We start from the raw sequence: 24,048 nt of genomic DNA, 5'->3' as shown, positions 1-24,048 counted from the left end.
CGCAGGGTATCCCCGTGGCCCGTGGCTCCCTAAATCGCAGATCACACATCGGCGGTGATAACAGTCACAGCTCGTCGGAGGTGGTGCGGCACGGATCGCCGGTTACGGGAGTGCCGGACGGGACCGGGCCGGTCACGGACCGCGGAGGCCGCCCGCCACCGGGGCGCGGCAACCGGGCCGCCGGGGCGGAACCGCGCCGTCCTCATGCCTCGGGGACCGGCAGCGGCCGCTTCTCCAGCGCCGCCGCCATGACCTCCGGGAAGAGATCGGGAGTGCAGGCGAAGGCGGGCACCCCCAGCTCCGCCAGCGCGGCCGCGTGGTCCCGGTCGTACGCGGGGGTCCCCTCGTCGGAGAGCGCCAGCAGCGCCACGAACTGCACCCCGGACGCCTTCATCGCGGCGACCCGCTTCAGCATCTCGTTCCGTATGCCCCCCTCGTAGAGATCACTGATCAGTACGACGACGGTGTCGGCGGGGCGGGTGATCCGGGACTGGCAGTAGGCCAGGGCGCGGTTGATGTCGGTGCCGCCGCCGAGCTGGGTGCCGAAGAGGACGTCGACCGGGTCGTCCAGCTGGTCGGTGAGGTCCACGACCGAGGTGTCGAAGACGACGAGCCGGGTGTCGAGGGAGCGCATGGAGGCGAGGACCGCGCCGAAGACCGAGGCGTAGACGACGGACGCCGCCATGGAGCCCGACTGGTCGATGCAGAGCACCACGTCCTTCTTCACCGACTGCGCGGCCCTGCCGTAGCCGATCAGCCGCTGCGGGACCACGGTGCGGAACTCGGGTAGGTAGTTCTTGAGATTGGCCCGGATCGTGCGGTCCCAGTCGATGTCGCGGTGGCGGGGGCGGCTGATCCGCGCGGACCGGTCGAGGGCCCCGGTGAGCGTGGACCGGGTGCGGGTGGCGAGCCGCTTCTCCAGGTCGTCGACCACCTGGCGGACCACGGCACGGGCCGTCTCCCGGGTCGTCTCGGGCATGGCCCGGTTGAGGGAGAGCAGGGTGCCGACGAGGTGGACATCGGCCTCGACCGCCTCCAGCAGCTCCGGCTCCAGCAGCAGCGAGGAGAGCCCGAGCCGGTCGATGGCGTCGCGCTGCATGACCTGGACGACCGAGCTGGGGAAATAGGCGCGGATGTCACCGAGCCAGCGGGCGACGGAGGGAGCAGAGGCACCGAGCCCCGCGCCCCGCGCCCGGCTACTGCCCGAACCGCCGTCGTCGTCGGCCGGGGCGCCGTACAGCGCGGTCAGGGCAGCGTCGATGCCGGCGTCCTGCCCGGTGAGGGAGCAGCCGATGCCGTCGGCGCCGCCACCGCCGAGGACGAGACGCCAGCGCCGCGCCCGCTCGGCGGCGTCCACCGCGCCCGGCCCGCCGCCGCTGCCCGGCGTCGACGGGGCCGCCTCGGCCGGCGTGGCCGATGCGTCCCGCGGTGTGCGTGCGTGTGTCGTCGTCCCGCTCATATGTCCGCCCCCACGAGATCCGTGTCGTTGTCCTGGGCACCGCCGTCGGCTCTCCGCCGGGCCGTCCGGCCGCTCCCTGCCGGTGGCGCCGCCCCCACCGGATCGGGCGTGCCGAGCAGGAGCCGGAGCACCGGCAGTACGGCATCCGCCCGGTCCTCGTCGAGGCCCGCCCCGAAGCCCGGCACCGCACCGGCAGCGGCGGCGCCCGCGCCCCGCCGCCCTCCCGCCGCCGGCCCGGGTCGCCGCCCGATCAGCTCGCCGAGGGTGCGCCGGACCCCCGGCTCGTACGCGGAGAAGGTGCGCCGCAGCAGCGGGAGCACGTCCGTGAACGACCCGGCCGGAACGCTCATCAGCCAGGTGTCCACCAGGCCCAGCAGCCGTTCGTCGTGGACGAGCAGCATGCCTCCGCCGGAGGAGCCGCCGATGAAGCCCTCGACCCAGGCGGCCGCGTCGGCGGGCGCCACGGCGGCGGACAGGGCGAGGCCCATCAGCCGGGCCGCCGCGTCCTCGTCGAGCCGGCCGTCGTCCAGGAGCAGCCGGGCGGCCCGGCCGCGTATCACCCCGGCGACGGTGTCCCGGCCGGTGAGCCGGTGGAGCACCGAGGCCCACCGCTCGCCCAGCTCCTGCGCGCCGGGCAGCAGCCCGATGGCGCCGTGCACCGCGTCGAGATGGGCCCGCATCCGGTCGGCGCCGTCCGCGTCCAGCCCGGAGCAGGCCGGGGGCAGTCCGACGCAGATCCGCTCGGCGAGCCCGGCCGCGACCGTGGCGAGGGCGGCCGTGTCCGTGGCGCGGACGTCCCCGTACCGCAGGGAGCGGGCGAGCGCGGGCAGCGCCTCGGCGAGACGGCCGACGTCGGTGTCGAGCGCGGCCCGCTCGGCGAGGGCCCGCAGCACGGCGGGCAGCGCGTCGGTCACCTCGGCAAGCAGGCATTCCTCGGCGAGCGCGGTGACCTCGGCCAGCTCGGTGGCGGCCGCGGCCCTGTTCCTCGTGCGGGCGACGGCGGCGGCGAGGACGGTGGTGCCCCAGACTCCGGCCTCGGCGACCCGGACATGCAGCTCGGGCTCCCACCGCAGCCGCCAGCCCTCCCGGAAGGTGCCGGTGCTCCCCCGGGTGCGGACGGGCTCGCCCCAGCCGACGGAGAGCAGCCTGAGCCGGTGCAGCAACCGGCTCTTGGCGGCGTCGGTCTCCTTGCGGAGGTCGAGTCCGATCTCGCGCTCCAGCGCCTCCGGCTTCAGCCGCAGCGACTTCTGGAGACGGCTGAGGTCGCGCTGGAGGGGGACGGCGGGCGCGCTGTCGGGGACCTCCCCGAGGGCGTCCCCGACGATCAGGCGGTCCTCGATGAGGGCGATCGGCACATCGGAGCCGTCGCACATCACGGCCCGGACGGCGTCGGTGGTCTCGCCCAGACCGGCGAGGGGCCGGCCGCGCATGACGGCCAGTGTCCCGGCGAGCCGGACGGCCTCGATGACATGGGCCGACGACACCATCAGGCCCTCGTCCCGGAGCAGCCCGGCGGCCTTGGTGAGCCAGCGCTCGACGGGCCGGTCGGGCGACTCGAAGAGATGGGCGTACCACCCCGGGGAGTCGATGCCGGCGCCGTAGCCGCTGTGCCGGGCGAGCCGGCGATGGGTCCACGGCACCCAGGTGGTCTCGGTCCTGACCTTGGGCAGGCCCTTGAGGAGCGCCCGGTCGGCGGAGACGGTGGTCCGCTCCTGGAGCGCGGGGACGTGCCAGGCGCCGCAGACGACGGCCACCGCGTCCCCGAACTCCTTGCGGGCGGCGCGCAGCTTCAGCCGCATGTGCGCCTCGCGGACCAGGTCCCGCCGGTGACCGCCGGGTCCGTACTCGGCGCGCAGCGCGGTCATGGCCTCGGCGAGGGCGGCGAAGGGGGCGAGGGGGTCGCCGCCGTCCCGGCCGCCCCGGTGCTCGATGACGTCCTCCCACCAGCGCTCCGGGTCGTCGTACCCGGCGGTCTCGGCGAGGACGGCCAGGGGGTCGATCCGGATGTCCGTCCCGCCCTCCCCCTCGGGCCCGTCGGCGGCGGCCGGGTCCTCCCCCGCCCGCTCCGTGCCGGTGCGGAGGGCGGCCGGGCTCCGTGCCCCCGGCCGGCCGCCGCCGGTGCCGTGGGCCGTCAGATCCCACTCGGGGTCGACGGCGGCTACCCCGGTGAGGTCCCATTCCGGGTCGGTGACGTCCCACTCGGGGTCGGTGGCGCCGCGGGCCGGGGCCCCGGCGGCCGACCGGGCGGCGGGAGCGGCGTCCCACTCGGGGTCGGCCACGGAATCCGCGGTGCTCTCCCGCTCCGGGTCGGGTGCCAGCGTGTGCGCGGCGGGCAGGTCGATGAAGCGCACCGGAACCCCCCGGTCCAGGGCCCAGCGGATCGCCACCCACTCCGGGGAGAATCCGGCCAGCGGCCAGAACGCCGCCCGGCCGGGGTCGTCCACGACATGGGCGAGCAGCGCGACCGGCGGTCGCATGCCGTCGTCGGCCGCCAGCGGCAGCAGCGCGTCCCCCTCCGGCGGGCCCTCGATCAGCACCGCGGCGGGTGCGGCCGCCTCCAGCGCGGCCCGTACCGCGCGCGCGGAGCCGGGGCCGTGGTGGCGGATCCCGAGCAGCAGCGGCGCCGTCATGCGCTGACCTCCCGGCAGGCGCGGTAGAAGTCCTTCCAGCCGTCCCGCTCCCGGACCACCGTCTCCAGGTACTCCTGCCACACGACCCGGTCGGCGGCCGGGTCCCGGACCACGGCACCGAGGATCCCGGCGGCGATGTCGCCGGGGCGCAGCACACCGTCGCCGAAGTGCGCGGCGAGCGCGAGGCCACCGGTGACCACGGAGATCGCCTCCGCCGTCGAGAGCGTGCCGGAGGGGGACTTGAGCTTGGTGCGTCCGTCCTGGGAGGTGCCGGACCGCAGCTCCCGGAAGACGGTGACGACCCGGCGGATCTCCTCCAGGCCCTCGGGCGCCTCGGGCAGGTCGAGCGAACGGCCCAGCTGGCCGACGCGCCGGGAGACGATGTCGACCTCGGCTTCGGCGGTCGCGGGCAGCGGCAGCACCACCGTGTTGAACCGGCGGCGCAGCGCGCTGGAGAGGTCGTTGACCCCGCGGTCGCGGTCGTTGGCGGTGGCGATCAGATTGAAGCCGCGGACCGCCTGCACCTCCTGTCCCAGCTCCGGGATCGGGAGCGTCTTCTCGGACAGGATGGTGATCAGGGTGTCCTGCACGTCGGCCGGGATACGGGTCAGCTCCTCGACGCGGGCGGTCATGCCGTCCGCCATGGCGCGCATGACGGGGCTGGGCACCAGCGCGTCGCGGCTCGGGCCGTGGGCGAGCAGCCGGGCGTAGTCCCATCCGTAGCGGATGGCCTCCTCCGGGGTGCCGGCCGTGCCCTGCACCAGCAGGGTCGAATCCCCGCTGACGGCCGCCGCCAGATGCTCGGACACCCACGTCTTCGCGGTGCCGGGGACGCCGAGGAGGAGCAGGGCGCGGTCGGTGGCGAGGGTGGTGACGGCGACCTCGACGATCCGGCGCGGCCCCACGTACTTGGGTGTGATCACGGTGCCGTCGGGCAGCGCGCCACCGAGGAGGTAGGTGGCGACGGCCCACGGCGAGAGCCGCCAACCGACGGGGCGGGGCCGGTCGTCGGCGGCCGCCAGCGCGGCCAGCTCGTCCGCGAAGGCGTCCTCCGCGTGGGGCCGCAGGGCCTTCGCCGCGTCGCTCCCGGCGGGCTCGCTCGCGGTGGTTCCGGGCACAGTCATGGATCCCCCTCCGTGTCGGTCGGCATGGGTCGGCATCGCTTGACCCGATGCGTTCTCCACACTGCACCACCCCACTGACAACGGGTCATATCCCCAGCTCAGAGCGGATTGTCAGTGGTGTCTCCTAACGTCGTTCGCATGCTGGGATCGAACGGGGGACAGCCCCCGAACCCCCCGGAGCGGGGGGCGCGCTGGACGGTGGACCAGGTGCTGGCGACGGCTCCTGACGCCGCGTCCAGGAAGGCGGGGACCAGGCTCGGCACGGCCGGGCCGTGGTCGGGGACGGGCGCGAGCGGCGCGGGCGCCGTGTGGGGCCTGTGCAAGGGCAGTGGCAGCCGGCCGTACCAGACGGTGGTGGACGTCTCGGGCCCGGCGTACAAGTGCAGTTGTCCGAGCCGGAAGTTCCCGTGCAAGCACGCGCTGGGGCTGCTGCTGCTCTGGGCGGCGGAGGGGGAGGTGGGCACCGGCGAGGCGCCCGAGTGGGCGGGGGAATGGCTGGCGGGCCGGGCCCGGCGGGCGGCCGGGCAGGCGGGGGAAGGGGAGGGGGAGGAGGGCACGGCGCGGCGGTCGGGCCCGGCCGACCCGGAGGCCGCGCGCAGACGGACGGAGCGCCGGGCGGCACGGATATCGGCGGGCGCCACCGAGTTGGAGCGGCGTCTCGCGGACCTGGTGCGCGGAGGGCTGGCGGGTGCCGAGCGGTCGGGATACGCGCTGTGGGAGGAGACGGCGGCCCGGATGGTCGACGCCCAGGCCCCGGGGCTGGCCGCGCGGGTGCGGGAGTTGGGGGCGCTGCCGGGCACGGGTCCCGGGTGGCCGGTGCGGCTCCTGGAGGAGTGCGCCCTGACCCATCTGCTGGACTCGGCGTGGCTGGGAATCGAGCGGCTGCCCGAGCCGCTGGCCGCGACGGTCCGGACGCGGGTGGGGGTGCCGGCCGGTGCGGCGGGGGCCCCTGTCCGGGACCGCTGGCTGGTTCTCGCCCAGTACGACACGCCCGAGGGGAAGCTCACCACCCGCCGGATATGGGTGTACGGGCGGGAGTCGGGCCGCGCGGCACTGCTGCTGTCCTTCGGCGCGGCGGGCCGGGCACCGCGGCTGGCGCTGCCGGTCGGTGCGGAGATCGAGGCGGAGCTGACCCCGTATCCGGGTGGCGCGCAGCTCCGGGCCGAGCCGGGCGAGCGGCTGGGGATGCCCGTGCCCGCCGTGGGCCCGCCGCCGGGCGGTCCGGTGGCGGCGGCGCTCGACGCCTATGGGCGGGCGCTGCGGGACGATCCCTGGCTGGACGGCTGGACGGCTGGCCGGTGACGCTGACGGAGGTGATCCCGGTCCCCGACGGGGACGGCTGGCAGCTGGCGGACGCGGACGGGGGCGGGGGCGCGGCCCTGCCGCTCACCCCGGCCGCGCGGTCCCGGCCGGGTCTGTGGCGGCTCGTCGCGGCCTCCGGCGGCCGCCCGGTGACGGTGTTCGGCGAGTGCGGCCACCAGGGGGTGGTGCCGCTCGCGGCCTGGGAGCCGGAGGGGGCGGTCATGATCCCCCTCGTCTGACCCCTGACTGCGGGCCTGGCGGGTCACGGGCTGCCGCACCCCGGCCGGTACGCCGTGCTCCGGCCACCGGTGCCGGCCCGTCTTCCGCCACGCCGACACCCGGGCCTTTTCCGGTGGCCGGGGCGGAGTGCACCCGATGGTCCTCGTCCGGCCTGCGGAAACGGTCCCGGGGCCGGGGTCCGTCCCCGCCGGCGCCGGGCTTGTCGCGTGGATCGAGCCGGGTCGGGGGACGGTATCCGGCACCGGGGTCTCCCCAGGCCCGCCAGGGCCGAGGGGACGTGTCGCAGGGAGGTGGAGGTTCCATGCGGTGGCTGTATCTCCGGGCCGCCGGGTCCTGGGCCGGTGCGATGCCGGCGCATGCGAGCCCGGGGCCGGCTCGGTCCGCAGGGCTCGGTCCGGGCGTGAGGCGCATCGGCACCGCGCCGTGTTCCGGGTCCGTTTCCCGGAGCGGGCGGGTCGGCGCCGGAGACCGGCAGGCGCGGGGCCCATGGCCCACATGCTCCGGTGGCCGTGACTGTCCGTGCCCCTTGCGAGGCGGCCGACGGCGCACGCACCCCCGCGTGCCGAAGGCCGGACGAACGTCCCGGTCGGCCGCGCCCTGCCGGCCCGTACACCGCCCGACCGTTTCGAACGAACCGCCCGAACCCGTCTCCACGGAGGACGACATGACCGGCGCCACCATCACCACCTCGCTGTGGGAACAGCTCGTCACGACCGCCCTGCTCGGTACCGACCGCCGGGCCCTGCCGCCCGGCGTGGCGGGGCCGGGCGGCGGGGACGCGGCGGTCGCGTTGCTGGACGCGGCGGCCGTGCACACGGTTCGGCGCCGGGCGGGGCTGTTGCCCGCGACCGCCGCCGAACCACCGGAGCCCGCGCCGGCCGACCACCGGCCGCCGCTGCCCGAGGGCGCGCGCCGCAGGCTGGAGCAGTTGCTGGCGGACCGGGCCGCCGGATCCTCGGGGGGCCGCCGGGGTGCCGCACCCGATCTGACGGAGTTGCTGCCCCAGTGGCTGGCCACCGCCCAGGAGCAGGGGTACCGGGCGCCGGTGGCCCTGGTGCCCGCGCTGCTCGACGCGGCTCGGGCCCGGACCGATCTGCGGCCCCAGACACTGGCGTTCGCCGGGTCGCGGGGGCTGTGGCTGGCCCGGTTCAACCCCGAGTGGCGGTTCGCGCTGCGCGGCGCCCCGGGCAGCACCGTCCCGCTGCCGGAGCCCGCGGCGGCGGAGCAGGTTCGCGAGGTCTGGGAGGAGGGCCTGTTCGCCGAACGGGTGGCGCTGCTGACGGCCGTCCGGGCGGAGGACCCGGGCCGGGCGCTGGCGCTGCTCTCCGGGAGCTGGGCGACCGAACGGGCGGAGGACCGGCTGATGTTCCTCGACACCCTGCGCACGGAGCTGTCCCCGGCGGACGAACCCTTCCTGGAACGGGCGCTGGCCGACCGCAGCCGCAATGTCCGGGCCGCGGCGGCGGAGCTGCTGTCGTCGCTGCCCGGGTCGGCGCTCGCCGGACGGATGGCGGAGCGTGCGGCCTCGTGCGTGGGTCCGGACCACGGGGGTGCCGGGGCGGCGATCCATGTCGAGGCCCCGCACGAGTGCGACACGGACATGCAGCACGACGGCGTGGTGCCCAGCCCGCCGCCCGGCCGGGGCAAGCGGTCCTGGTGGCTGGGGCAGTTGGTGGCGGCGGCCCCGCTGGCCGTCTGGACGCGCCGGTTCGGCGACCGTTCGCCCGAGGAGGTCGTGGCGCTGCCGGTGACGGACGGCTGGCGGGAGGAGTTGCACGGTGCCTGGTGCCGGGCGGCCGTGCGCCAGGCCGACGCCACCTGGTCGCGGGCGCTGCTCGGCCCGCCGGGGATCCCGCCGGAGAACGGCCCCGGCACCGTGTCCCTGGCGGAGCGGGCCAAGCTGCTGGCGACGCTGCCGCAGGGCGAGCGGGCCGACTGGGTCGCCGCGTTCATCTCGGCGCACGGGCTGTCGGAGGCGTTCCAGCTGCTGGGGGTCTGCGCGGTGCCCTGGTCGCCGGCCCTGGGCGACGCGGTCGTGGACGCGCTGGAGACGGCCCGCGAGGCCGGCAGCTACCCGTGGAGCTTCAGCGGGGCGATGGGGCTGGCCGAGCGCTGTCTGCATCCGTCGGCGGTGGCCCGGCTGGACCCGCTGACGGTGGACCCGGACGGGCCCGAGGGGTCGTCCCCGGGCGCGGAGGGCTACTGGTCGGAGGCGTTCCAGCGGCTGACCTCCACCCTGCGGCTGCGCGAGGCGATGCACCGTGAACTGACCGGCTCCGCACCCTGATCCGGGCCGGCCGGCCGACCGGCGGGCCCGCGCGCCCCGGTTGTCCGCCGCCCGGCCGGATCGGTCCGGGCGCCGACCAGCCGACCAACCGACCAACCGACCAACCGACCAGCTGGCCGGCCGCCCGGCCGGGTCAGGCCCCGGCCGGCTGGCGGATGTTGGCGTTCACCCAGGCGACGATCGCCGACGTGGTCGCCCCCGGGGTGAAGATCTCGGCGACGCCCAGCTCCTTCAGCGGCGGGATGTCCTCCTCCGGGATGATCCCCCCGCCGAAGACCTTGATGTCCGCGGCGTCGCGTTCCTTCAGCAACGCGATCACCTTGGCGAACAACGTGTTGTGGGCGCCCGAGAGAATGGAGAGACCGATCGCGTCCGCGTCCTCCTGGATCGCCGTCGCGACGATCTGCTCGGGCGTCTGGTGCAGGCCCGTGTAGATGACCTCCATCCCCGCGTCCCTGAGCGCCCGCGCGATCACTTTCGCCCCCCGGTCGTGCCCGTCGAGCCCCGGCTTGGCGACCACTACACGGATCGGCCCCGTCACACCCATCGCTTCCTCCACACACCCGGCTGAGCCGCAAGTGAACGAACGTTATCTCCAGCATCCCGCACCGACCCGTTTCGCAGGGAGCCCGGAGGGGGAAATCACACAGTGGGACATGTTCACCGGCGTCGCACACGCGTCCGGGTCCACCGGTCGCGCGGGCGTCGCGAGGAGCACTTCCGAAGCCGTGTCCACCGTGCCGTGAGCCGCGTCGCACGGGGCCGGCAGCGCCGCCACCGACCGATCCGCCGACACGGAGTGCGCACCGACCGCAACACCCGGCAGCGCCGAAGAGGCTCCACGAGGGCACATGGGGGCCATCGCCGTCTTCCGTGTGTCGTACGGAGGTCGGCCATGAAGGTTCTGCCCCGCTGCCCCGCCCGCTCCGGCACGCGCCCCGGCCAGGGCACGACCCCGGACTCGGGTGACGACCCGGGCCCGTGCACGGAGAACGGCCCGCATGCGGACAAAGCCCTGCGTGCAGATACGGACGCGGGCACGGACACCGACACCGACACGGACACGGGGACCGACTCCCCCGGCCCGGACAGCCGCTGCCCGGCGCTCCGCCTCGGCACCCTCGGTCTGGGCACCACCCTCGGGACATTGGGTCTCGGGACATTCGGCCTCGGCGCCCTGGGCCCCGGCCCGGACCGCACGGGAGCCGGTCCGACGGTCTCCTGGGGCGCGCTGGGTCTGGAGGGCCTGCGCGAGCTGTGGACGCCGGCGGCGTTCCGGGCCGGCGCGCTGGAGCTGGCGATCCTCGCGGGCCATGTCCTGCTCTACCCCACCGGAGTGACATCGGAGCGTTCCGCCCGGCAGCGCGCCCCCTCCCCGCGCGGCGCGACGGCGGACGAGCGGGGCGCCGCCGCCCTCACGAAGCCCGGCGCGCCCGACCGTCCCCCGGTCGTCCTGCTGCACGGCTTCGCGGACAACCGCTCGGTCTTCGTGCTGCTGCGCCGCTCGCTCGCCCGGCACGGCTGGCGGCATCTCGAATGCCTCAACCACTCCCCGCTCACCTGCGACATCCGGGCCGCCGCCGAAGCCCTGGGCGACCGGATCGAGGACGTCCTCGCCCGTACCGGCCAGGACGAGGTCGATGTGGTCGGGCACAGCCTCGGCGGCCTGATCGCCCGCTTCTACATCCAGTGCCTCGGCGGTGACCGGCGGGTGCGCACCCTGGTCACCCTCGGCACCCCGCACGCCGGCACCACCGCCGCCCCGCTGGCCAGCGCCCATCCCGTCGTACGGCAGATGCGCCCCGGCTCCGCCCTGATCGAGGAGTTGCGCGGCCCGGCCCCCGGCTGCCGTACCCGGTTCGTGAGCTTCTGGAGCGACCTGGACCGGATGATGGTCCCCGTCGAGACGGCCCGGCTCGACCATCCCGACCTCCTCGTGGAGAACGTGCGGGTCACCGGCATCGGGCATCTGGCCCTCCCGGTTCATCCCGCGGTCGCGGCGGGCATCCGGGAAGCGCTGGAATCATCCCGTCCGGCCGGTTCCGCAGGCACGTTCTCCGTCGCCTGAGCGCGCCTCGCGCCCGCCCCCCGCGGCCCGCCGGCCCGGCCCGAGCACGCCCGGGCCGACGGAGCAACCCGAATGGACGTCATCGCCGTCGAACGGGTTTCGAACATAGCGCCAAGGCTGTGCCCTCACTCCCCCGAAAGACGCTCGAATGCCCGTTTCCTGATTCCGCAAAACCTCGGGAAGATTGTCGCCGTCGCATACCGCCGGGTACAGTCGCGCCACTGGTTCCCCTCTGGGGTCCATGCCGTTCCACGACCCCAGAATCCAGCTCCTGCTGCCGAGGCGAGAGAGAAGTTGGTGAACGACCAGCACGCCCATGCCGGGCATGTCGGCCACGACGACTACACGACCGGCAGCTTTGGCATCGACCCGCTTTTCGGGGCGCTGCCGGACAGTTCGGCCGGTTACGAGGCCGGGCACAGTGGTCAGTACGACTCCACCGCCTGGGACACCGGCGCGCACCAGGGCGTCGGCTACGAGGTCCACCCCCCGGCCGAGCAGGTCCAGCAGTACTCCACCGCGTACGACGGCACCGGCCAGTGGGACGCGACCGCGTGGAACCAGTCCCGGGACACGGGGCAGTTCGCGTCCGTGGGCACGGCGTTCTCCTACGACACGACCGGGCAGTGGGTGGCGGGGTCCTTCGACTCCGGCTCGTACGACGCGACCGCCTGGAACTCGGACGGCGACACGGGCGCGGCGGAGGGTTCCGTCCCGGCGCAGTTCACTCCCGAGGGGGACTTCGCCCCCGAGTTCGGCTCCGAGTTCGCCCTCGATCCGGCGGTCGAGCACCTGACCGACGCGGGGCAGGAGTTCGCCGCCGGGATGCCCGGGTACGACGACCTGCCGGACCCGGGCGCGGACCACGCCTTCCAGCCCGGCTACACCGGTTCGTACGACACCGACTCCTACGACGCGGACTCCTACGCCACCGGTGCGTACGGCGACGCCTCCTACGAGGCCGGCTTCCCGGAGGGCGACGACGCCGAAGCGCTCCCGGAAACGGACTTCGACGGTCCGGCGGCCGGAGCGGGCACCGGGCCCGGCGGCATCGGGGACACCGCGAGCCTCCCCGTCGTCACGGACGACCGCGATGACTACGCGTACACCCCGGAGCTGGCCCCGGTCGCGGCCGCCGAGGCCACCGCCCCCCGGACCGCGCGCCGTTCCGGCGGCGGGAGCCGGGGCCGGCGCCGCACCCCCGCCAAGCGGTCGGCGCTCCTCACCGTCGCCGTCCCCTCGGCCTGTGTGATGGGCGTCGCGGGCATCGCCGCCGCCTCCGTCACCAACCTCGCCGGGGACGACACCAAGAAGACCGACACCAAGGTGACGGCCATCGACCAGGCGGCCCTCGCGGCCAAGAGCGCCGTCGCCAACAACAAGATGGACACCCAGCTCGCCGCGCTCAGCGCCGGCGCCCGGGACTTCGGGGACCGCGCCTCGCGCACCCAGGAGCGCATCGACCTGAAGGCCCGCCAGGAGGCGGACCGCAAGAAACGCGAGGACGAGGCGAAGCGGCGCGAAGCCCTCCGCCCCAAGTTCGCCGTCCCCGTGGAGAGCCGGGGCCTGAGCACCTACTACGGGGAGTCCGGCGTCAACTGGATGGCGCTGCACACCGGTATCGACTTCCCCGTGCCCTACGGCACCAACGTCTTCGCCGCGACCGACGGCACCGTCCGTACGCAGTACAACAGCGCCTACGGCAACATGATCATCCTCACCGCCCCCGACGGCACCGAGACCTGGTACTGCCATCTGAGCAGCGCCAAGATCCGCTCCGGCCCGGTCAAGGCGGGGGATGTCATCGGCTACGCGGGCAACTCCGGCAATTCCACCGGCCCGCATCTCCACTTCGAGGTCCGCCCCGGCGGCGGCTCGACCATCGACCCGCTGGCCTGGCTCCAGAGCAAGGGCCTCGACCCCCGCTGATCCGTCCCGGCCACCCCCGGCTCCGCCGATCCCGCCGTCCCCGGCGGAGCCGGTCCGTGCCGGGGGTGTTCACCGGGCGGGCGGGCCGCACGATCCGGCCCGCCCCTCCCCTGTCTGTCCGGCCGCCGGGCGTCCCTGCCCCCGGCCGGACCCGTCAGAGCTTCTCGACCGGCGCGTACTTCAGGAGCAGCCGCTTCGGCTTGGGGTCGCCGAAATCGACCACGGCCACCGCCCGCTCGCCGGCGCCCGTGACCTCCACGACCGTCCCCAGACCGAACTGGTCATGGGTGACGCGGTCACCGGTGGCCAGCGAGATCACCGGCTTCTCGGCGCCGCCGCGTCCCGTGGCGAAGCCGCCGGCCGCGCCGCCCGTGCGGGAGCGCGAGGACGGCGTCGAGGACACCGACCGGGAGCCGAATCCGGCCACCGGCCCCGCCGGGGCGGCCATCCTGCCCGTACGCCGCCACTCCAGGTGCTGGCCGGGGATCTCCTCCAGGAAGCGCGACGGCGGGTTGTACGCGGGCTGACCCCAGGCGCTGCGCATGGACGACCTGGTCAGATAGAGCCGCTCACGGGCGCGGGTGATCCCGACATACGCGAGCCGCCGCTCCTCCTCCAGCTCCTTCTTCTGGCTCAGGGCCCGCATATGGGGGAAGACACCGTCCTCCATACCGGTCAGGAACACCACGGGGAACTCCAGTCCCTTGGCGGTGTGCAGCGTCATGAGCGTGATGACGCCGGTGCCTTCCTCGTCCTCGTCGGGGATCTGGTCGGAGTCGGCGACGAGCGCGACCTGCTCCAGGAACTCCGCGAGCGTGCCCGCCCCGCCCTCGCCCTCGGCCTCGGCCTCGGCCCGCGCCTGCTCGAATTCCAGGGCGACCGCCGCCAGCTCCTGGAGGTTCTCGATGCGGGTCTCGTCCTGGGGGTCCGTCGACGCCTGGAGCTCGGCGAGATATCCCGTCTGCTCCAGCACCGCTTCCAGGATCACGGCGGGTCCCGCGCCGGAGTCGACGATGGTCCGCAACTCCCCCATCAGCGCGTTGAACCGCTTGACCGCGTTCGCCGAGCGGGCCGCCATGCCGTAGGCCTCGTCCACCCGGACCAGGGCCTGCGGGAAGGTGATCCGCTCCCGCAACGAGAGCGCATCGATCATCGCCTCGGCGCGCTCGCCGATGCCCCGCTTGGGGACATTGAGGATCCGACGCAGCGGAACACTGTCCTCCGGATTCGCGAGGACCCGCAGATAGGCGAGGATGTCCCGCACTTCCTTGCGCTCGTAGAAGCGCACTCCGCCGACGACCTTGTACGGCAGGCCCACCCGGATGAAGATCTCCTCGAAGACCCGGGACTGGGCGTTGGTGCGGTAGAAGACGGCGACATCGCCCGCCTTCGCGTCGCCCGCGTCCGTCAGCCGGTCGATCTCGTCGGCGACGAACTGTGCCTCGTCGTGCTCGGTGTCGGCCACATAGCCGGTGATCTGCGCGCCCGCGCCCGCGTTGGTCCACAGGTTCTTGGGGCGGCGGCTCTCGTTGCGCTCGATGACGGCGTTGGCGGCGGAGAGGATGGTCTGGCTGGAACGGTAGTTCTGCTCCAGCAGGATGGTGGTCGCCTCCGGGTAGTCCTCCTCGAACTGGAGGATGTTGCGGATGGTCGCGCCGCGGAAGGCGTAGATCGACTGGTCGGCGTCGCCGACGACGCACAGCTCGGCGGGCGGCAGATCCTCGTAGCCCTGGCCGACCAGCTCGCGGACGAGGGTGTACTGCGCGTGGTTGGTGTCCTGGTACTCGTCGACCAGGACGTGCCGGAAGCGGCGGCGGTAGTGCTCGGCGACGTCCGGGAACGCCTGGAGCATATGGACCGTCGACATGATGATGTCGTCGAAGTCCAGGGCGTTGGCCTCGCGCAGCCGGGCCTGGTACATGCGGTACGCCTGGGCGAGCGTCTTCTCGAAGCCGTCCGCCGCCGTGTCGGCGAAGCTCTCCTCGTCGATCAGCTCGTTCTTCAGGTTCGAGACCTTGGCGCTGAACGACTTGGGCGGGAACTTCTTCGGGTCCAGATCGAGATCGCGGCAGACCAGCGCCATCAGCCGCTTGGAGTCGGCGGCGTCGTAGATCGAGAACGACGAGGTGAAGCCCAGCTTCTTGGACTCGCGGCGCAGAATGCGCACACAGGCGCTGTGGAAGGTGGACACCCACATCGCCTGGGCGCGCGGACCGACCAGCTGCTCGACGCGCTCCTTCATCTCGCCGGCGGCCTTGTTGGTGAAGGTGATCGCCAGGATCTGACCGGGGTGGGCGCCGCGGCTCGCCAGCAGATGGGCGATCCGGTGGGTGAGCACCCGGGTCTTGCCGGAACCGGCTCCGGCGACGATGAGCAGCGGGGATCCGGCGTGCACGACGGCCGCGCGCTGCTGCTCGTTCAGCCCGTCGAGGAGGGCTTCGGGGTCGATGACCGTGCGCGGGGCGCCGTCCCGGTGGTAGGCGTCCCTGGCCGGGGGCGCGTCGAAGGCGCCCTGGAAGAGATCGTCGGGGATCTCCTCGCGGGCGTGGCCCTCCGGGCCCTCGTGGTCCTCGGGCGGCGGGGGCTCCTCCGAGGGGGACTGGAGGCTCGCCAGGAAGTGGTCGTCAAAGAGGCTGCTCATCGCTCTCCGAGTCTAGGCGGAGCCACTGACAGCGCGCCGCCCCCTGGGAAAAGACGCCGAAGGCGCCCGGGAGCCGGGCCGGGGCGCGGCCGGGCGCCGGGACGCCGGCGCGGCCCGGCGGTGGATCGCGGCTCAGGTCCAGACGGTCGCGATGAGGATGTTCGCGGTCGTCAGCCCGCCGACGGCGCCGAACAGGCCCTTCTCCACCGTCTCCTCGTCCCGCTTGACGTACACCAGCCCCAGGACCACCACCAGGACCGCCAGCTTGACCGCGATCTTGATGTTGTTCACGGTCTGGTCGTCGGCCTGGTTCAGCCCGACCAGCGCGACTCCGGTGACCAGCATCGTCAGCGCGCCGTGCAGCATGGCCGGGGTGAAACGGGCGGTGCCGGCGCCCATCGCCTTCATCTGGGTGAGAAAACCGCCCAGCAGGGACGCGATACCGATGATGTGCAGGGCGACGAAGACATTGATGAGTACGTCCATGGGGCGGAGCCTAACTCCCGGCCCCACCGCCCTCCCGGGGCAGGTATGCCTCACCCGCGGACCGGGGCGGGCGCCCCGGCCGGGCGACGGGAGCGGCCGGTCCGCCGGTCAGTCCGTCCGCCCGGCCGCGTAGGCGACGAAGCTGGCCCAGGCCCGCGGGTTCACCCCGAACACCGGCCCGCCGGTGTTCTTGGAGTCACGGACGCGGACGGTACGGGGCAGGGCGGCGACCTCGACGCACTGGCCCGCGCCGCTGGCACTGTGACTGGACTTGCGCCAGACGCCCCCCGCGACGGCCCCGGGCCCGGGTATGCCTCCCGCGGTGTCGTTGTCGCCGCACTGGAATCCCACCTGCGTGCCGTTCACGGCCCCTCCGTCAACTCCGTGGTGAACTGGGATGACTGCTCAGGGCGATACTGTCATGGCGGTGGGTCACCATGGAGGGCTTCGGTCCGGATGGTTGTGCCCCTGTCCGGGAATGGCCGAGCCGGCCGGTGGGGGCGCGGGGAGGAACGGCGGGAGTCGCCCGGGCGGCCTCCCGCGCGACCTGCGACAACATGAATCCGGGATTCCGGTGGTCGGACGCCGTCGCTCCGCCGGGCCGGCCACGGAGTTGGCCGCTTTGCCGGCCCGCCTGGCGGGCGGTGGGCGGCCCGGTCACACCAGCCGACGGGCGGCGGGCGGCCCGGGTCACACCAGCCGGCGTGCCGTGGCCCAGCGGGTCAGCTCGTGCCGGTTGGAGAGCTGGAGCTTGCGCAGCACGGCGGAGACATGCGACTCGACCGTCTTCACGGAGATGAAGAGCTGCTTGGCGATCTCCTTGTAGGAATAGCCCCGGGCGATCAGCCGCAGCACCTCGCGCTCGCGCTGGGTGAGCCGGTCGAGATCCTCGTCCACCGGAGGGGCGTCGGTGGAGGCGAAGGCGTCGAGGACGAACCCGGCGAGCCGGGGCGAGAAGACCGCGTCGCCCTCCTGCACCCGGAAGATCGAGCCCACCAGGTCCGTGCCGGTGATCGTCTTGGTGACATATCCGCGGGCGCCGCCCCGGATGACCCCGATGACGTCCTCGGCGGCGTCCGAGACGGACAGGGCGAGGAAGCGCACCGGGGCCTCCGCCGCCGTCATCAGCGAGGAACAGCGCCGCAGCACCTCGACCCCGCCGCCGCCCGGAAGATGGACGTCGAGCAGCACCACCTCGGGCCGGGTCGCGGTGATCACGGTGACCGCCTGGTCGACGTCGGCGGCCTCCCCGACCACCTCGACCCCGGTCTCCTCGGTCCGGCCGATCTCGGCCTGCACCCCGGTGCGGAACATCCGGTGGTCGTCGACCAGCACCACCCGGACCCGCCGCCCGTCCCCGCCCCTGCCGCCGTCCGCGCTCGCCGTCATGTCTCCGCCGCCCTCTCCATCTCCAGCTCCACTTCCGTGCCCCCTCCGGGTGCCGGGCGGAGCCGGGCCGTCCCGCCGTTGCGCTGCATCCGGCCGATGATCGATTCCCTGACACCCATTCTGTCGCCCGGCACGGAGTCCGGGTCGAAGCCGGGCCCCCGGTCCCGCACGGACACATAGACCGTGCGGCCGTCGACCTCGGCGAAGACCTGGACGGCACCGCCCTCACCACCGTACTTGGCCGCGTTCACCATGGCCTCGCGCGCGGCCTGCATCTGCGCGACCAATTTCTCGTCCAGCGGGCAGTCGCCGACGACCACGACCTCCAGCGGGACGCCGTGCTTGTCCTCGACCTCGGCGGCGGACCTCTTCACGGCCTCGGCGAGCATGTCGGGCTCGTCGGACTCCTCCTTGCCGGTGCCCTCCGGCTTGTACAGCCAGTTCCTCAGCTCGCGCTCCTGGGCGCGGGCGAGGCGGCGGACCTCGCCCGGGTCGCCGGCCCGGCGCTGGATCAGGGTCAGGGTGTGCAGCACGGAGTCATGGACGTGCGCGGCGACCTCGGCCCGCTCCTGGGCCCGGATGCGCATGGTCCGCTCCTCGTTGAGGTCCTGGGTCATCCGCACCAGCCAGGGGCCGGCGAGCAGCCCCGTCCCCGCGATGACGGCTATCGCGGCGGTCAGCACATTGCCGAGCTGGGCGGCCGAGCCGCGGACCACCATGAAGCCGGTCAGACCGATACCCACGAGCGCGACCCCGGCGAGCCCCCGGGCGATCTGGAACATCCGGCGGCCGCGGCCGCCGGCCTCGGTCCAGCGGGCCCGGCGGGCGTTGTCCGCCTGCCGCCAGACCAGCACCACACCGGCGGCGATCAGCAGGATCGGCCACACGTACCGGCTGCTCTTCGTCTCGATGGAACCCGCGAAGATCGCCGCGCCGAAGAGCAGCACGACCATCGCGAACAGCTGGCCCTTGTCGGGCTTGCGCAGCTTGCGCCGGCCGTCGCTGGTGGTCTCGAAGACCGAGCGGGGCTCGGCCGGGCGGCCGCCGACCCCGAGCGGGACGACGACCCAGAACACCGCGTACAGCAGCGCGCCGATGCCCTGGACCAGGAAGAGGCCGAGGAAGGACAGCCGGACCCAGGTGACCGGCAGCCCCAGGTGCCCGGCGAGGCCGCGCGCGACTCCGCCGAGGAACCGGCCCTCGGCGCTCCGGTAGAGCTTGCGCGGCGGTATGTCCTCGGCCGCGGGGGAACGCGGGGCGGGGCCGGGACGGGACAGGGCGACGGGCATGCCCCGATCGTCACACGCCGGGCGGGGCGGCGGTATCAGGGGTGACCCTGGCCCGACCCTGAGCGCGGAAGCCGGGGAGGGCCGGTGGATATCAGGGTCGGGCCAGGGTCGCCCCCGGTGCCGTCGCGGCCTCCGGGCCGTCACCATGGAGTCATGACGCAGCCGACCACTCCGCGCCGGGACGGACCGGGCGGATCCCCCGAAGGGCAGCACGCGGGGCTCACCGCCGAGCCGCGCCCGCTGCGCCGCACACCGCGCCAGAAGGTGCTGGCGGGTGTCTGCGGCGGGCTCGGACGGCATTACGACATAGATCCGGTGATCTTCCGGATCGTGGTGGGAGTGCTCGCCCTCACCGGAGGCGTGGGCCTGATCTTCTACGGCTTCGCCTGGCTGCTGGTCCCCCTGGACGGCGACGAGGACAGCGAGGGCCGCAGGCTGCTCTCCGGCCGGGTCGAGGGAGCCGCGCTGACGGCGGTCTTCCTCGCGCTGATCGGCTGCGGTCTCTTCCTGACCCTGCTCAACAACGCCGGGGTGGTGACGTTCGCGCTCCTGCTGGCGGCGACGACCGCCGGAGCGGCGGTCTGGTCCCGGCGGCGGACGGTCGCCCCCGACAGCCATCCCCTGGATCCGGCGGCCGCCCATGTGGTGGCGGACGCCCCGCCGGAGGCCACGGCCCCGCCGGCCCCCGCCGGCCCGTCCTGGTGGCGGGACCCGGTGGTCAAGGACACCGAGCCCGCGACGGACTATCTGTGGGGACCGTCCGACGCGGTGGACGGCACGCCCTCCCGTGATGCGCGGCGCCCGGGATCGGGGAAGTGCCGGGGCCCGCGCGGCCTGGCGAACGCGACGTCCACGGCGGCGCTGATCGCCGGCTTCCTCGGCTCGCGGCTGAGCTGGGAGGGCAGCCCGCTGGGCACCAGCCTCCAGATCGGTCTCGCCTGTGCGCTGGGGGTGTTCGGCCTCGGCATGGCGATCAGCTCGTTCCTGGGCCGGACCGGCTTCGGCACCCTGCTGATGACGCTGGTCACCGCGGTCCTGCTGGCGGGTGCCTCGATCCTGCCGAAGGACATCTCCACCGAGTGGGCGCAGGCGCGGTGGACGCCGCCGTCGGCCGCGGCCGTCCAGGAGCGGTACGAGCTGGGCACGGGTGTGGGGACGCTCGACCTGCGGGGGATCGGCGTCCCTGCGGGAAGCACGGTCTCCACCGCCGCCGAGGTGGGCGCGGGCCGTCTGAAGGTCCTCATACCCAGGTCCGTCTCGGTGACCGTACGGGCCGAGGCGGGGCTCGGAGCCATCCGGCTGCCGGGCGACGCGAAGAACGACATCGACATCTCCCCCGAACAGGATCGCCATGCCACGCTCCCCGCACCCCGGGGCGCCGCTCCGTCGGGCACGCTGGAGCTGCGACTCGAAGTGGGAGTCGGACAGCTGGAGGTGATCCGTGGATCGTAGGACCCGCCCTCATGAGCGGCAGCGGCAGCGGCGGTCCGAGTCCCCGGGGGACGACCGGCAGCGGCCGTGGGCCGTGCACCGGTTGCAGCCGGGCCGGCTGATCGTCGGGCTGACGGCGCTGGTGCTGTCCCTGATGTTCGGGGGCGACGCCGCCGGTTTCTGGACCACGCCGGGGTGGGCGGTGTTCCCGGTCGGCGGCACGGGGCTCGTCGTCGCCGGGTCGGTCAGCGGCGCCGTCTACAGCGTGCGCCGACGGCGTTCCGCGATCAGCGCGTCCACGGAGAGCACGGAGGCCCCCGCGAGGATCAGCGGCAGCCAGGCCATCAGATAGGGGAGGTCGTTGCCCAGGTAGTAGGGCTCGACGCTCCAGCTGACGGTGAGCCACAGGCTGAGGGAGATCAGCGCGCCGCCGACCGCCGCGAGGCGGGTCAGCAGACCGGCCAGGACACCGATGCCGACGGCCAGCTCGCCGAGGGCGATGGCATAGCCGAAGGCGACGGGGCTGTTCAGGGCCATGTCGACCATCTCGGGGATGGCGGCCTGGTCGCGGACGCCGCGCATCTGGTCGCCGAGGGAGCCGATGCCGCTCGCCTTGAGGAAGGCGCTGTCGGTGAGCTTGTCGATGCCCGCGTAGACGAAGGTGATGCCCAGGAAGATCCGCAGCGGCAGCAGGGCGTACCGGCTCGCCTGTTCCTTCCAGCCGCCCGTGCCCGTCGCGGCGTCCGGGGCGCCCTGCCCGGCCGTCGCCCGATAGGTCTGTGTCATCGCTGTCCCCGCTTCTGCCGCTGCCGGCCTCGGCGCCGTCACCCGATCGTTCGGATTGTTCGGATCGTTCGATCCTCAACTGACCATACGTACGGGAGGGCGGCAAGGCTCACGCTCAGGCGCATTCAGCGGCCTCGGCGGCTCCAGCGGCTTCGGCGGCTTCGGTCGGCGGCCGTGCGAGGGGCCTCCCCCGGCAGGGCCCGCCGGGGGGACCCCGCATGCCGATGCCGCCGCCCCCCACACGGAGGGGGACGGCGGCATCGGGGACGGCCTCAGGGGGCCCGGTGGGGGATCACTCCCACTCGATGGTCCCCGGCGGCTTGCTGGTCACATCGAGGACGACGCGATTGACGTCGGCGACCTCGTTGGTGATGCGGGTGGAGATCCGGGCCAGGACGTCGTACGGCATCCGGGTCCAGTCGGCGGTCATCGCGTCCTCGGAGGAGACCGGGCGGAGCACGATGGGGTGGCCGTAGGTGCGGCCGTCGCCCTGGACACCGACGCTGCGGACGTCGGCCAGCAGCACCACGGGGCACTGCCAGATCTCGCGGTCGAGACCGGCGGCCGTCAGCTCCTCGCGGGCGATGGCGTCGGCCTCGCGCAGCAGGTCGAGCCGGTCACGGGTGACCTCGCCGACGATCCGGATACCGAGGCCGGGGCCCGGGAAGGGCTGGCGCTGGACGATCTCCTCCGGCAGGCCCAGCTGCTGGCCGACCATCCGGACCTCGTCCTTGAAGAGCTGGCGCAGCGGCTCCACCAGCTGGAATTCAAGGTCCTCGGGGAGGCCGCCGACATTGTGGTGGGACTTGATGTTGGCGGTGCCGGTGCCGCCGCCGGACTCCACGACGTCCGGGTAGAGGGTGCCCTGGACGAGGAAGGCGACCTCTTCGCCGTCGGCCTCGCCCTCGGCCACGATCTCCGCCTGGGCCTGCTCGAAGACGCGGATGAACTCGCGCCCGATGATCTTCCGCTTCTCCTCCGGGTCGCTGACGCCGGCGAGCGCGGTCAGGAAGCGCTCCTGCGCGTCGACGACCTTGAGCTGCACACCGGTGGCGGCGACGAAGTCCTTCTCGACCTGCTCGGTCTCGCCCTTGCGCATCAGCCCGTGGTCGACGTAGACGCAGGTCAGCTGGGAGCCGATGGCCTTCTGGACGAGGGCGGCGGCCACGGCGGAGTCCACGCCGCCGGAGAGACCGCAGATGGCGCGCTTGGTGCCGACCTGCGCACGGATGGAGGCGACCTGCTCTTCGATCACGTTCCCCGTGGTCCAGGTCGGCTCGATGCCGGCGCCCCGGTAGAGGAAGTGCTCCAGCACCTGCTGGCCGTGGGTGGAGTGCATCACCTCGGGGTGGTACTGCACGCCGTAGAGCTTCTTCTCGTCGTTCTCGAAGGCCGCGACCGGGACGAGGTCCGTGGAGGCGGTGACGGTGAAGCCCTCCGGCGCGGCGGAGCAGGCGTCGCCGTGCGACATCCACACGGGCTGCTCGGCCGGGGTGCCCTCGAAGAGGGTGGAGCCGGTCTGGGAGACGTGCAGGCCGGTGCGGCCGTACTCGCGGGCGCCCGTGTTGTCGACGGTGCCGCCGAGGGTGGTGGCCATCAGCTGGAAGCCGTAGCACATGCCGAAGACGGGGACCCCGGCCTCGAAGAGGGCGCGGTCCAGGCGGGGCGCGGCCTCGGCGTAGACGGACGAGGGGCCGCCGGAGAGGATGATCGCCTTCGGGTTCTTGGCGAGCATCTCGGCCACCGGCATGGTGGACGGGACGATCTCGCTGTAGACCCGGGCCTCGCGGACGCGGCGGGCGATGAGCTGGGCGTACTGCGCGCCGAAGTCGACTACGAGTACGACATCGGGCGCGGCAGCGGGAGACGCTGATGACACTGGCGGCCTTCCGGCGGGGGGTTCGGTTCTTCCGATTCTACCGGGGTCGCGATGTGGTCCCCGTCTCATCATCCGGGCGGGGCTTTGGTCCGGGGCCGGAACCGGGGCCATACTGGGCCCCATGCGCGAGCAGCAGACCTTCGTCTTTACCTATGGCAACCGGCCCGTCCGGCTGCCATGGTCGTGCTGCTTGAGCCACTGACAAGCGACATTCCAGGCGCCCCGGGCCGACAAGGCCCGGGGCGCCTCGCTGTTTCCGGACCGTGTCGTCCCGGGCCCGCCGCCACCGGCCACAGGAGCCCAGAGATGACAAAGATGACAGAGACGGCAGAGAAGGCGGAGATGCTGGAGATGCCGGAGGCGGCGGAGACGACCGTCGGCCGGAGCGCCGCCGACCGGAGCGCTGTCCGCCAGGACGCCGTCCGGGGTGCCGGGCCCCGGAAGACCGTCGCCGAGGTGACCGGGGCCCGTACCGAGGAGGCCGCCGGGCTGATCGCGGGCGCCCGGGAGCGGATCGACGCGCTGGACGACCGGATCATCGGTCTCGTCCAGGAGCGGATGGCCGTGTCCGCCGTGATCCAGGAGGCGCGGATCACATCGGGCGGCCGGCGGGTGAACCTCGCGCGCGAGATGGAGGTCCTGGAGCACTTCCGCGCCGCGCTCGGCAAGCCGGGCACCACGCTGGCGATGACCCTGCTGGAGCTGTCCCGGGGACGTGTCTGACGTCCGGGGCGGTGCCGGGTCCGGGACGGGCCGGGGCCCCGGGCGGTGCGGGGGTCCCGGGCGCACCTGAGTTCGGGGCCGCTCTCACCCGTACGGAGCGTGACCGCAACCGACGGGCCTTCGTTGGAACCGATGTCCGTGCCAGCCAGGGGCGGGCCCGAAAGGAGACCACGCGTGGCTCCGCTGGAGCGTGTGACGCACCCCGGTGCGTCGTGGGACCTCGCCCCAGCGCGTGTGACCGGTCGGCAGGGGACAGCAGCCCGGTCACCCCCCTGCGGTCGGCCCCGGGGACGCCCGGGGCCGACCGCAATCCGGTCCAAACGGTTGCGCAAGCCGCACTCCGTCCCGCACGATGCCCACAGGAGCGCATGTCCCCTCTGCGCCC

17 protein-coding genes and 1 pseudogene are annotated in these 24,048 nt (G+C 73.8%); 7 read left to right on the top strand and 11 right to left on the bottom strand.

Annotation, left to right across the window (positions count from 1 at the left end; translation table 11 throughout):
• Positions 1-202: 202 nt before the first annotated feature.
• From SYYSPA8_RS25525 to SYYSPA8_RS25515, 3 genes are read right to left on the bottom strand one after another with little or no spacing between them, the layout of a single operon-like run.
• A complete protein-coding gene (locus SYYSPA8_RS25525) occupies positions 203-1,459 on the bottom strand; it encodes a vWA domain-containing protein (RefSeq protein ID WP_323449637.1) in 1,257 nt (418 codons plus the stop codon).
• Positions 1,456-4,089, bottom strand: a complete 2,634-nt coding sequence (locus tag SYYSPA8_RS25520; protein ID WP_323449636.1) for a DUF5682 family protein — start codon at positions 4,087-4,089, stop codon at positions 1,456-1,458. The genes SYYSPA8_RS25525 and SYYSPA8_RS25520 overlap by 4 nt, the downstream gene beginning before the upstream one ends.
• The gene (locus SYYSPA8_RS25515; RefSeq protein WP_323449635.1) at positions 4,086-5,213 is read right to left on the bottom strand and encodes an ATP-binding protein; all 1,128 of its coding nucleotides are present in this window, start codon (positions 5,211-5,213) and stop codon (positions 4,086-4,088) included. Before SYYSPA8_RS25515 ends, SYYSPA8_RS25520 begins: the two co-directional genes overlap by 4 nt.
• Before the next feature lie 138 nt (positions 5,214-5,351).
• Between SYYSPA8_RS25515 and SYYSPA8_RS25510 the strand changes: the two are divergent.
• Both SYYSPA8_RS25510 and SYYSPA8_RS25505 read left to right on the top strand, forming a co-directional pair.
• Positions 5,352-6,754 (top strand): annotated as a pseudogene (locus SYYSPA8_RS25510) (SWIM zinc finger family protein).
• A 665-nt stretch (positions 6,755-7,419) separates the two neighbouring features.
• On the top strand, positions 7,420-9,042 hold the full coding sequence (locus SYYSPA8_RS25505) for a DUF5691 domain-containing protein (RefSeq protein ID WP_323449634.1): 1,623 nt from the start codon (positions 7,420-7,422) through the stop codon (positions 9,040-9,042).
• Between the two features lie 133 nt (positions 9,043-9,175).
• Here SYYSPA8_RS25505 and SYYSPA8_RS25500 read toward each other — a convergent pair whose 3' ends face one another.
• Positions 9,176-9,589 (bottom strand): cobalamin B12-binding domain-containing protein, encoded by a 414-nt coding sequence (locus SYYSPA8_RS25500; RefSeq protein WP_323449633.1) that lies wholly within the window; start codon positions 9,587-9,589, stop codon positions 9,176-9,178.
• Between the two features lie 684 nt (positions 9,590-10,273).
• Between SYYSPA8_RS25500 and SYYSPA8_RS25495 the strand changes: the two genes are divergently transcribed.
• Together SYYSPA8_RS25495 and SYYSPA8_RS25490 are read left to right on the top strand one after the other, a co-directional pair.
• A complete protein-coding gene (locus tag SYYSPA8_RS25495; RefSeq protein ID WP_323449722.1) occupies positions 10,274-11,110 on the top strand; it encodes an esterase/lipase family protein in 837 nt (278 codons plus the stop codon).
• Between the two features lie 297 nt (positions 11,111-11,407).
• Positions 11,408-13,039: a M23 family metallopeptidase gene (locus SYYSPA8_RS25490; protein WP_323449632.1), complete on the top strand. Its 1,632-nt coding sequence runs from the start codon at positions 11,408-11,410 to the stop codon at positions 13,037-13,039.
• A gap of 154 nt (positions 13,040-13,193) precedes the next feature.
• On the opposite strand, the gene pcrA is transcribed toward SYYSPA8_RS25490, so the two are convergent.
• From pcrA to SYYSPA8_RS25465, 5 genes are all read right to left on the bottom strand, one after another.
• On the bottom strand, positions 13,194-15,680 hold the full coding sequence (gene pcrA / locus SYYSPA8_RS25485) for a DNA helicase PcrA (protein ID WP_323449631.1): 2,487 nt from the start codon (positions 15,678-15,680) through the stop codon (positions 13,194-13,196).
• Between the two features lie 132 nt (positions 15,681-15,812).
• On the bottom strand, positions 15,813-16,166 hold the full coding sequence (locus SYYSPA8_RS25480) for a hypothetical protein (protein ID WP_323449630.1): 354 nt from the start codon (positions 16,164-16,166) through the stop codon (positions 15,813-15,815).
• Positions 16,167-16,274: 108 nt separating this feature from the next.
• Complete coding sequence (locus SYYSPA8_RS25475) at positions 16,275-16,532, bottom strand: DUF397 domain-containing protein (RefSeq protein WP_407706077.1); 258 nt, start codon at positions 16,530-16,532, stop codon at positions 16,275-16,277.
• Between the two features lie 324 nt (positions 16,533-16,856).
• The gene (locus SYYSPA8_RS25470) at positions 16,857-17,555 is read right to left on the bottom strand and encodes a response regulator transcription factor (protein ID WP_323449629.1); all 699 of its coding nucleotides are present in this window, start codon (positions 17,553-17,555) and stop codon (positions 16,857-16,859) included.
• The gene (locus tag SYYSPA8_RS25465) at positions 17,552-18,844 is read right to left on the bottom strand and encodes a PspC domain-containing protein (protein WP_323449628.1); all 1,293 of its coding nucleotides are present in this window, start codon (positions 18,842-18,844) and stop codon (positions 17,552-17,554) included. The genes SYYSPA8_RS25470 and SYYSPA8_RS25465 overlap by 4 nt, the downstream gene beginning before the upstream one ends.
• A 153-nt stretch (positions 18,845-18,997) precedes the next feature.
• Here SYYSPA8_RS25465 and SYYSPA8_RS25460 point away from each other — a divergent pair, with 153 nt between their 5' ends.
• On the top strand, positions 18,998-20,296 hold the full coding sequence (locus SYYSPA8_RS25460) for a PspC domain-containing protein (RefSeq protein WP_323449627.1): 1,299 nt from the start codon (positions 18,998-19,000) through the stop codon (positions 20,294-20,296).
• The gene (locus tag SYYSPA8_RS25455; RefSeq protein ID WP_323449626.1) at positions 20,286-20,627 is read left to right on the top strand and encodes a hypothetical protein; all 342 of its coding nucleotides are present in this window, start codon (positions 20,286-20,288) and stop codon (positions 20,625-20,627) included. The genes SYYSPA8_RS25460 and SYYSPA8_RS25455 overlap by 11 nt, the downstream gene beginning before the upstream one ends.
• Here the strand turns inward: SYYSPA8_RS25455 and SYYSPA8_RS25450 are convergent.
• Both SYYSPA8_RS25450 and guaA read right to left on the bottom strand, forming a co-directional pair.
• Positions 20,534-21,061, bottom strand: coding sequence for a DoxX family protein (locus SYYSPA8_RS25450; RefSeq protein WP_323449625.1), 528 nt, complete (start codon positions 21,059-21,061; stop codon positions 20,534-20,536). The genes SYYSPA8_RS25455 and SYYSPA8_RS25450 overlap by 94 nt on opposite strands.
• 292 nt (positions 21,062-21,353) lie before the next feature.
• The gene (guaA, locus tag SYYSPA8_RS25445) at positions 21,354-22,940 is read right to left on the bottom strand and encodes a glutamine-hydrolyzing GMP synthase (protein WP_323449624.1); all 1,587 of its coding nucleotides are present in this window, start codon (positions 22,938-22,940) and stop codon (positions 21,354-21,356) included.
• A gap of 351 nt (positions 22,941-23,291) precedes the next feature.
• Between guaA and SYYSPA8_RS25440 the strand changes: the two genes are divergently transcribed.
• Entirely contained in the window at positions 23,292-23,663 is a 372-nt protein-coding gene (locus SYYSPA8_RS25440) for a chorismate mutase (RefSeq protein ID WP_407706083.1), read from the top strand.
• The last annotated feature ends 385 nt before the right edge of the window (positions 23,664-24,048 follow it).

The organism is Streptomyces yaizuensis (genome assembly GCF_034961445.1).
Taxonomy (GTDB): Bacteria; Actinomycetota; Actinomycetes; order Streptomycetales; family Streptomycetaceae; genus Streptomyces; species Streptomyces yaizuensis.
Note: the sequence above shows the minus strand (reverse complement) of the source record. Positions and strands in the feature narration are given on the sequence as shown.

Excerpts from the sequence above, each read along its gene's own strand:
- SYYSPA8_RS25525 (WP_323449637.1), bottom strand. The coding sequence starts at position 1,459 with ATGAGCGGGACGACGACACACGCACGCACACCGCGGGACGCATCGGCC.
- SYYSPA8_RS25520 (WP_323449636.1), bottom strand. The coding sequence starts at position 4,089 with ATGACGGCGCCGCTGCTGCTCGGGATCCGCCACCACGGCCCCGGCTCC.
- SYYSPA8_RS25515 (WP_323449635.1), bottom strand. The coding sequence starts at position 5,213 with ATGACTGTGCCCGGAACCACCGCGAGCGAGCCCGCCGGGAGCGACGCG.
- SYYSPA8_RS25505 (WP_323449634.1), top strand. The coding sequence starts at position 7,420 with ATGACCGGCGCCACCATCACCACCTCGCTGTGGGAACAGCTCGTCACG.
- SYYSPA8_RS25500 (WP_323449633.1), bottom strand. The coding sequence starts at position 9,589 with ATGGGTGTGACGGGGCCGATCCGTGTAGTGGTCGCCAAGCCGGGGCTC.
- pcrA (WP_323449631.1), bottom strand. The coding sequence starts at position 15,680 with ATGAGCAGCCTCTTTGACGACCACTTCCTGGCGAGCCTCCAGTCCCCC.
- SYYSPA8_RS25480 (WP_323449630.1), bottom strand. The coding sequence starts at position 16,166 with ATGGACGTACTCATCAATGTCTTCGTCGCCCTGCACATCATCGGTATC.
- SYYSPA8_RS25470 (WP_323449629.1), bottom strand. The coding sequence starts at position 17,555 with ATGACGGCGAGCGCGGACGGCGGCAGGGGCGGGGACGGGCGGCGGGTC.
- SYYSPA8_RS25465 (WP_323449628.1), bottom strand. The coding sequence starts at position 18,844 with ATGCCCGTCGCCCTGTCCCGTCCCGGCCCCGCCCCGCGTTCCCCCGCG.
- SYYSPA8_RS25460 (WP_323449627.1), top strand. The coding sequence starts at position 18,998 with ATGACGCAGCCGACCACTCCGCGCCGGGACGGACCGGGCGGATCCCCC.
- SYYSPA8_RS25450 (WP_323449625.1), bottom strand. The coding sequence starts at position 21,061 with ATGACACAGACCTATCGGGCGACGGCCGGGCAGGGCGCCCCGGACGCC.
- SYYSPA8_RS25440 (WP_407706083.1), top strand. The coding sequence starts at position 23,292 with ATGCCGGAGGCGGCGGAGACGACCGTCGGCCGGAGCGCCGCCGACCGG.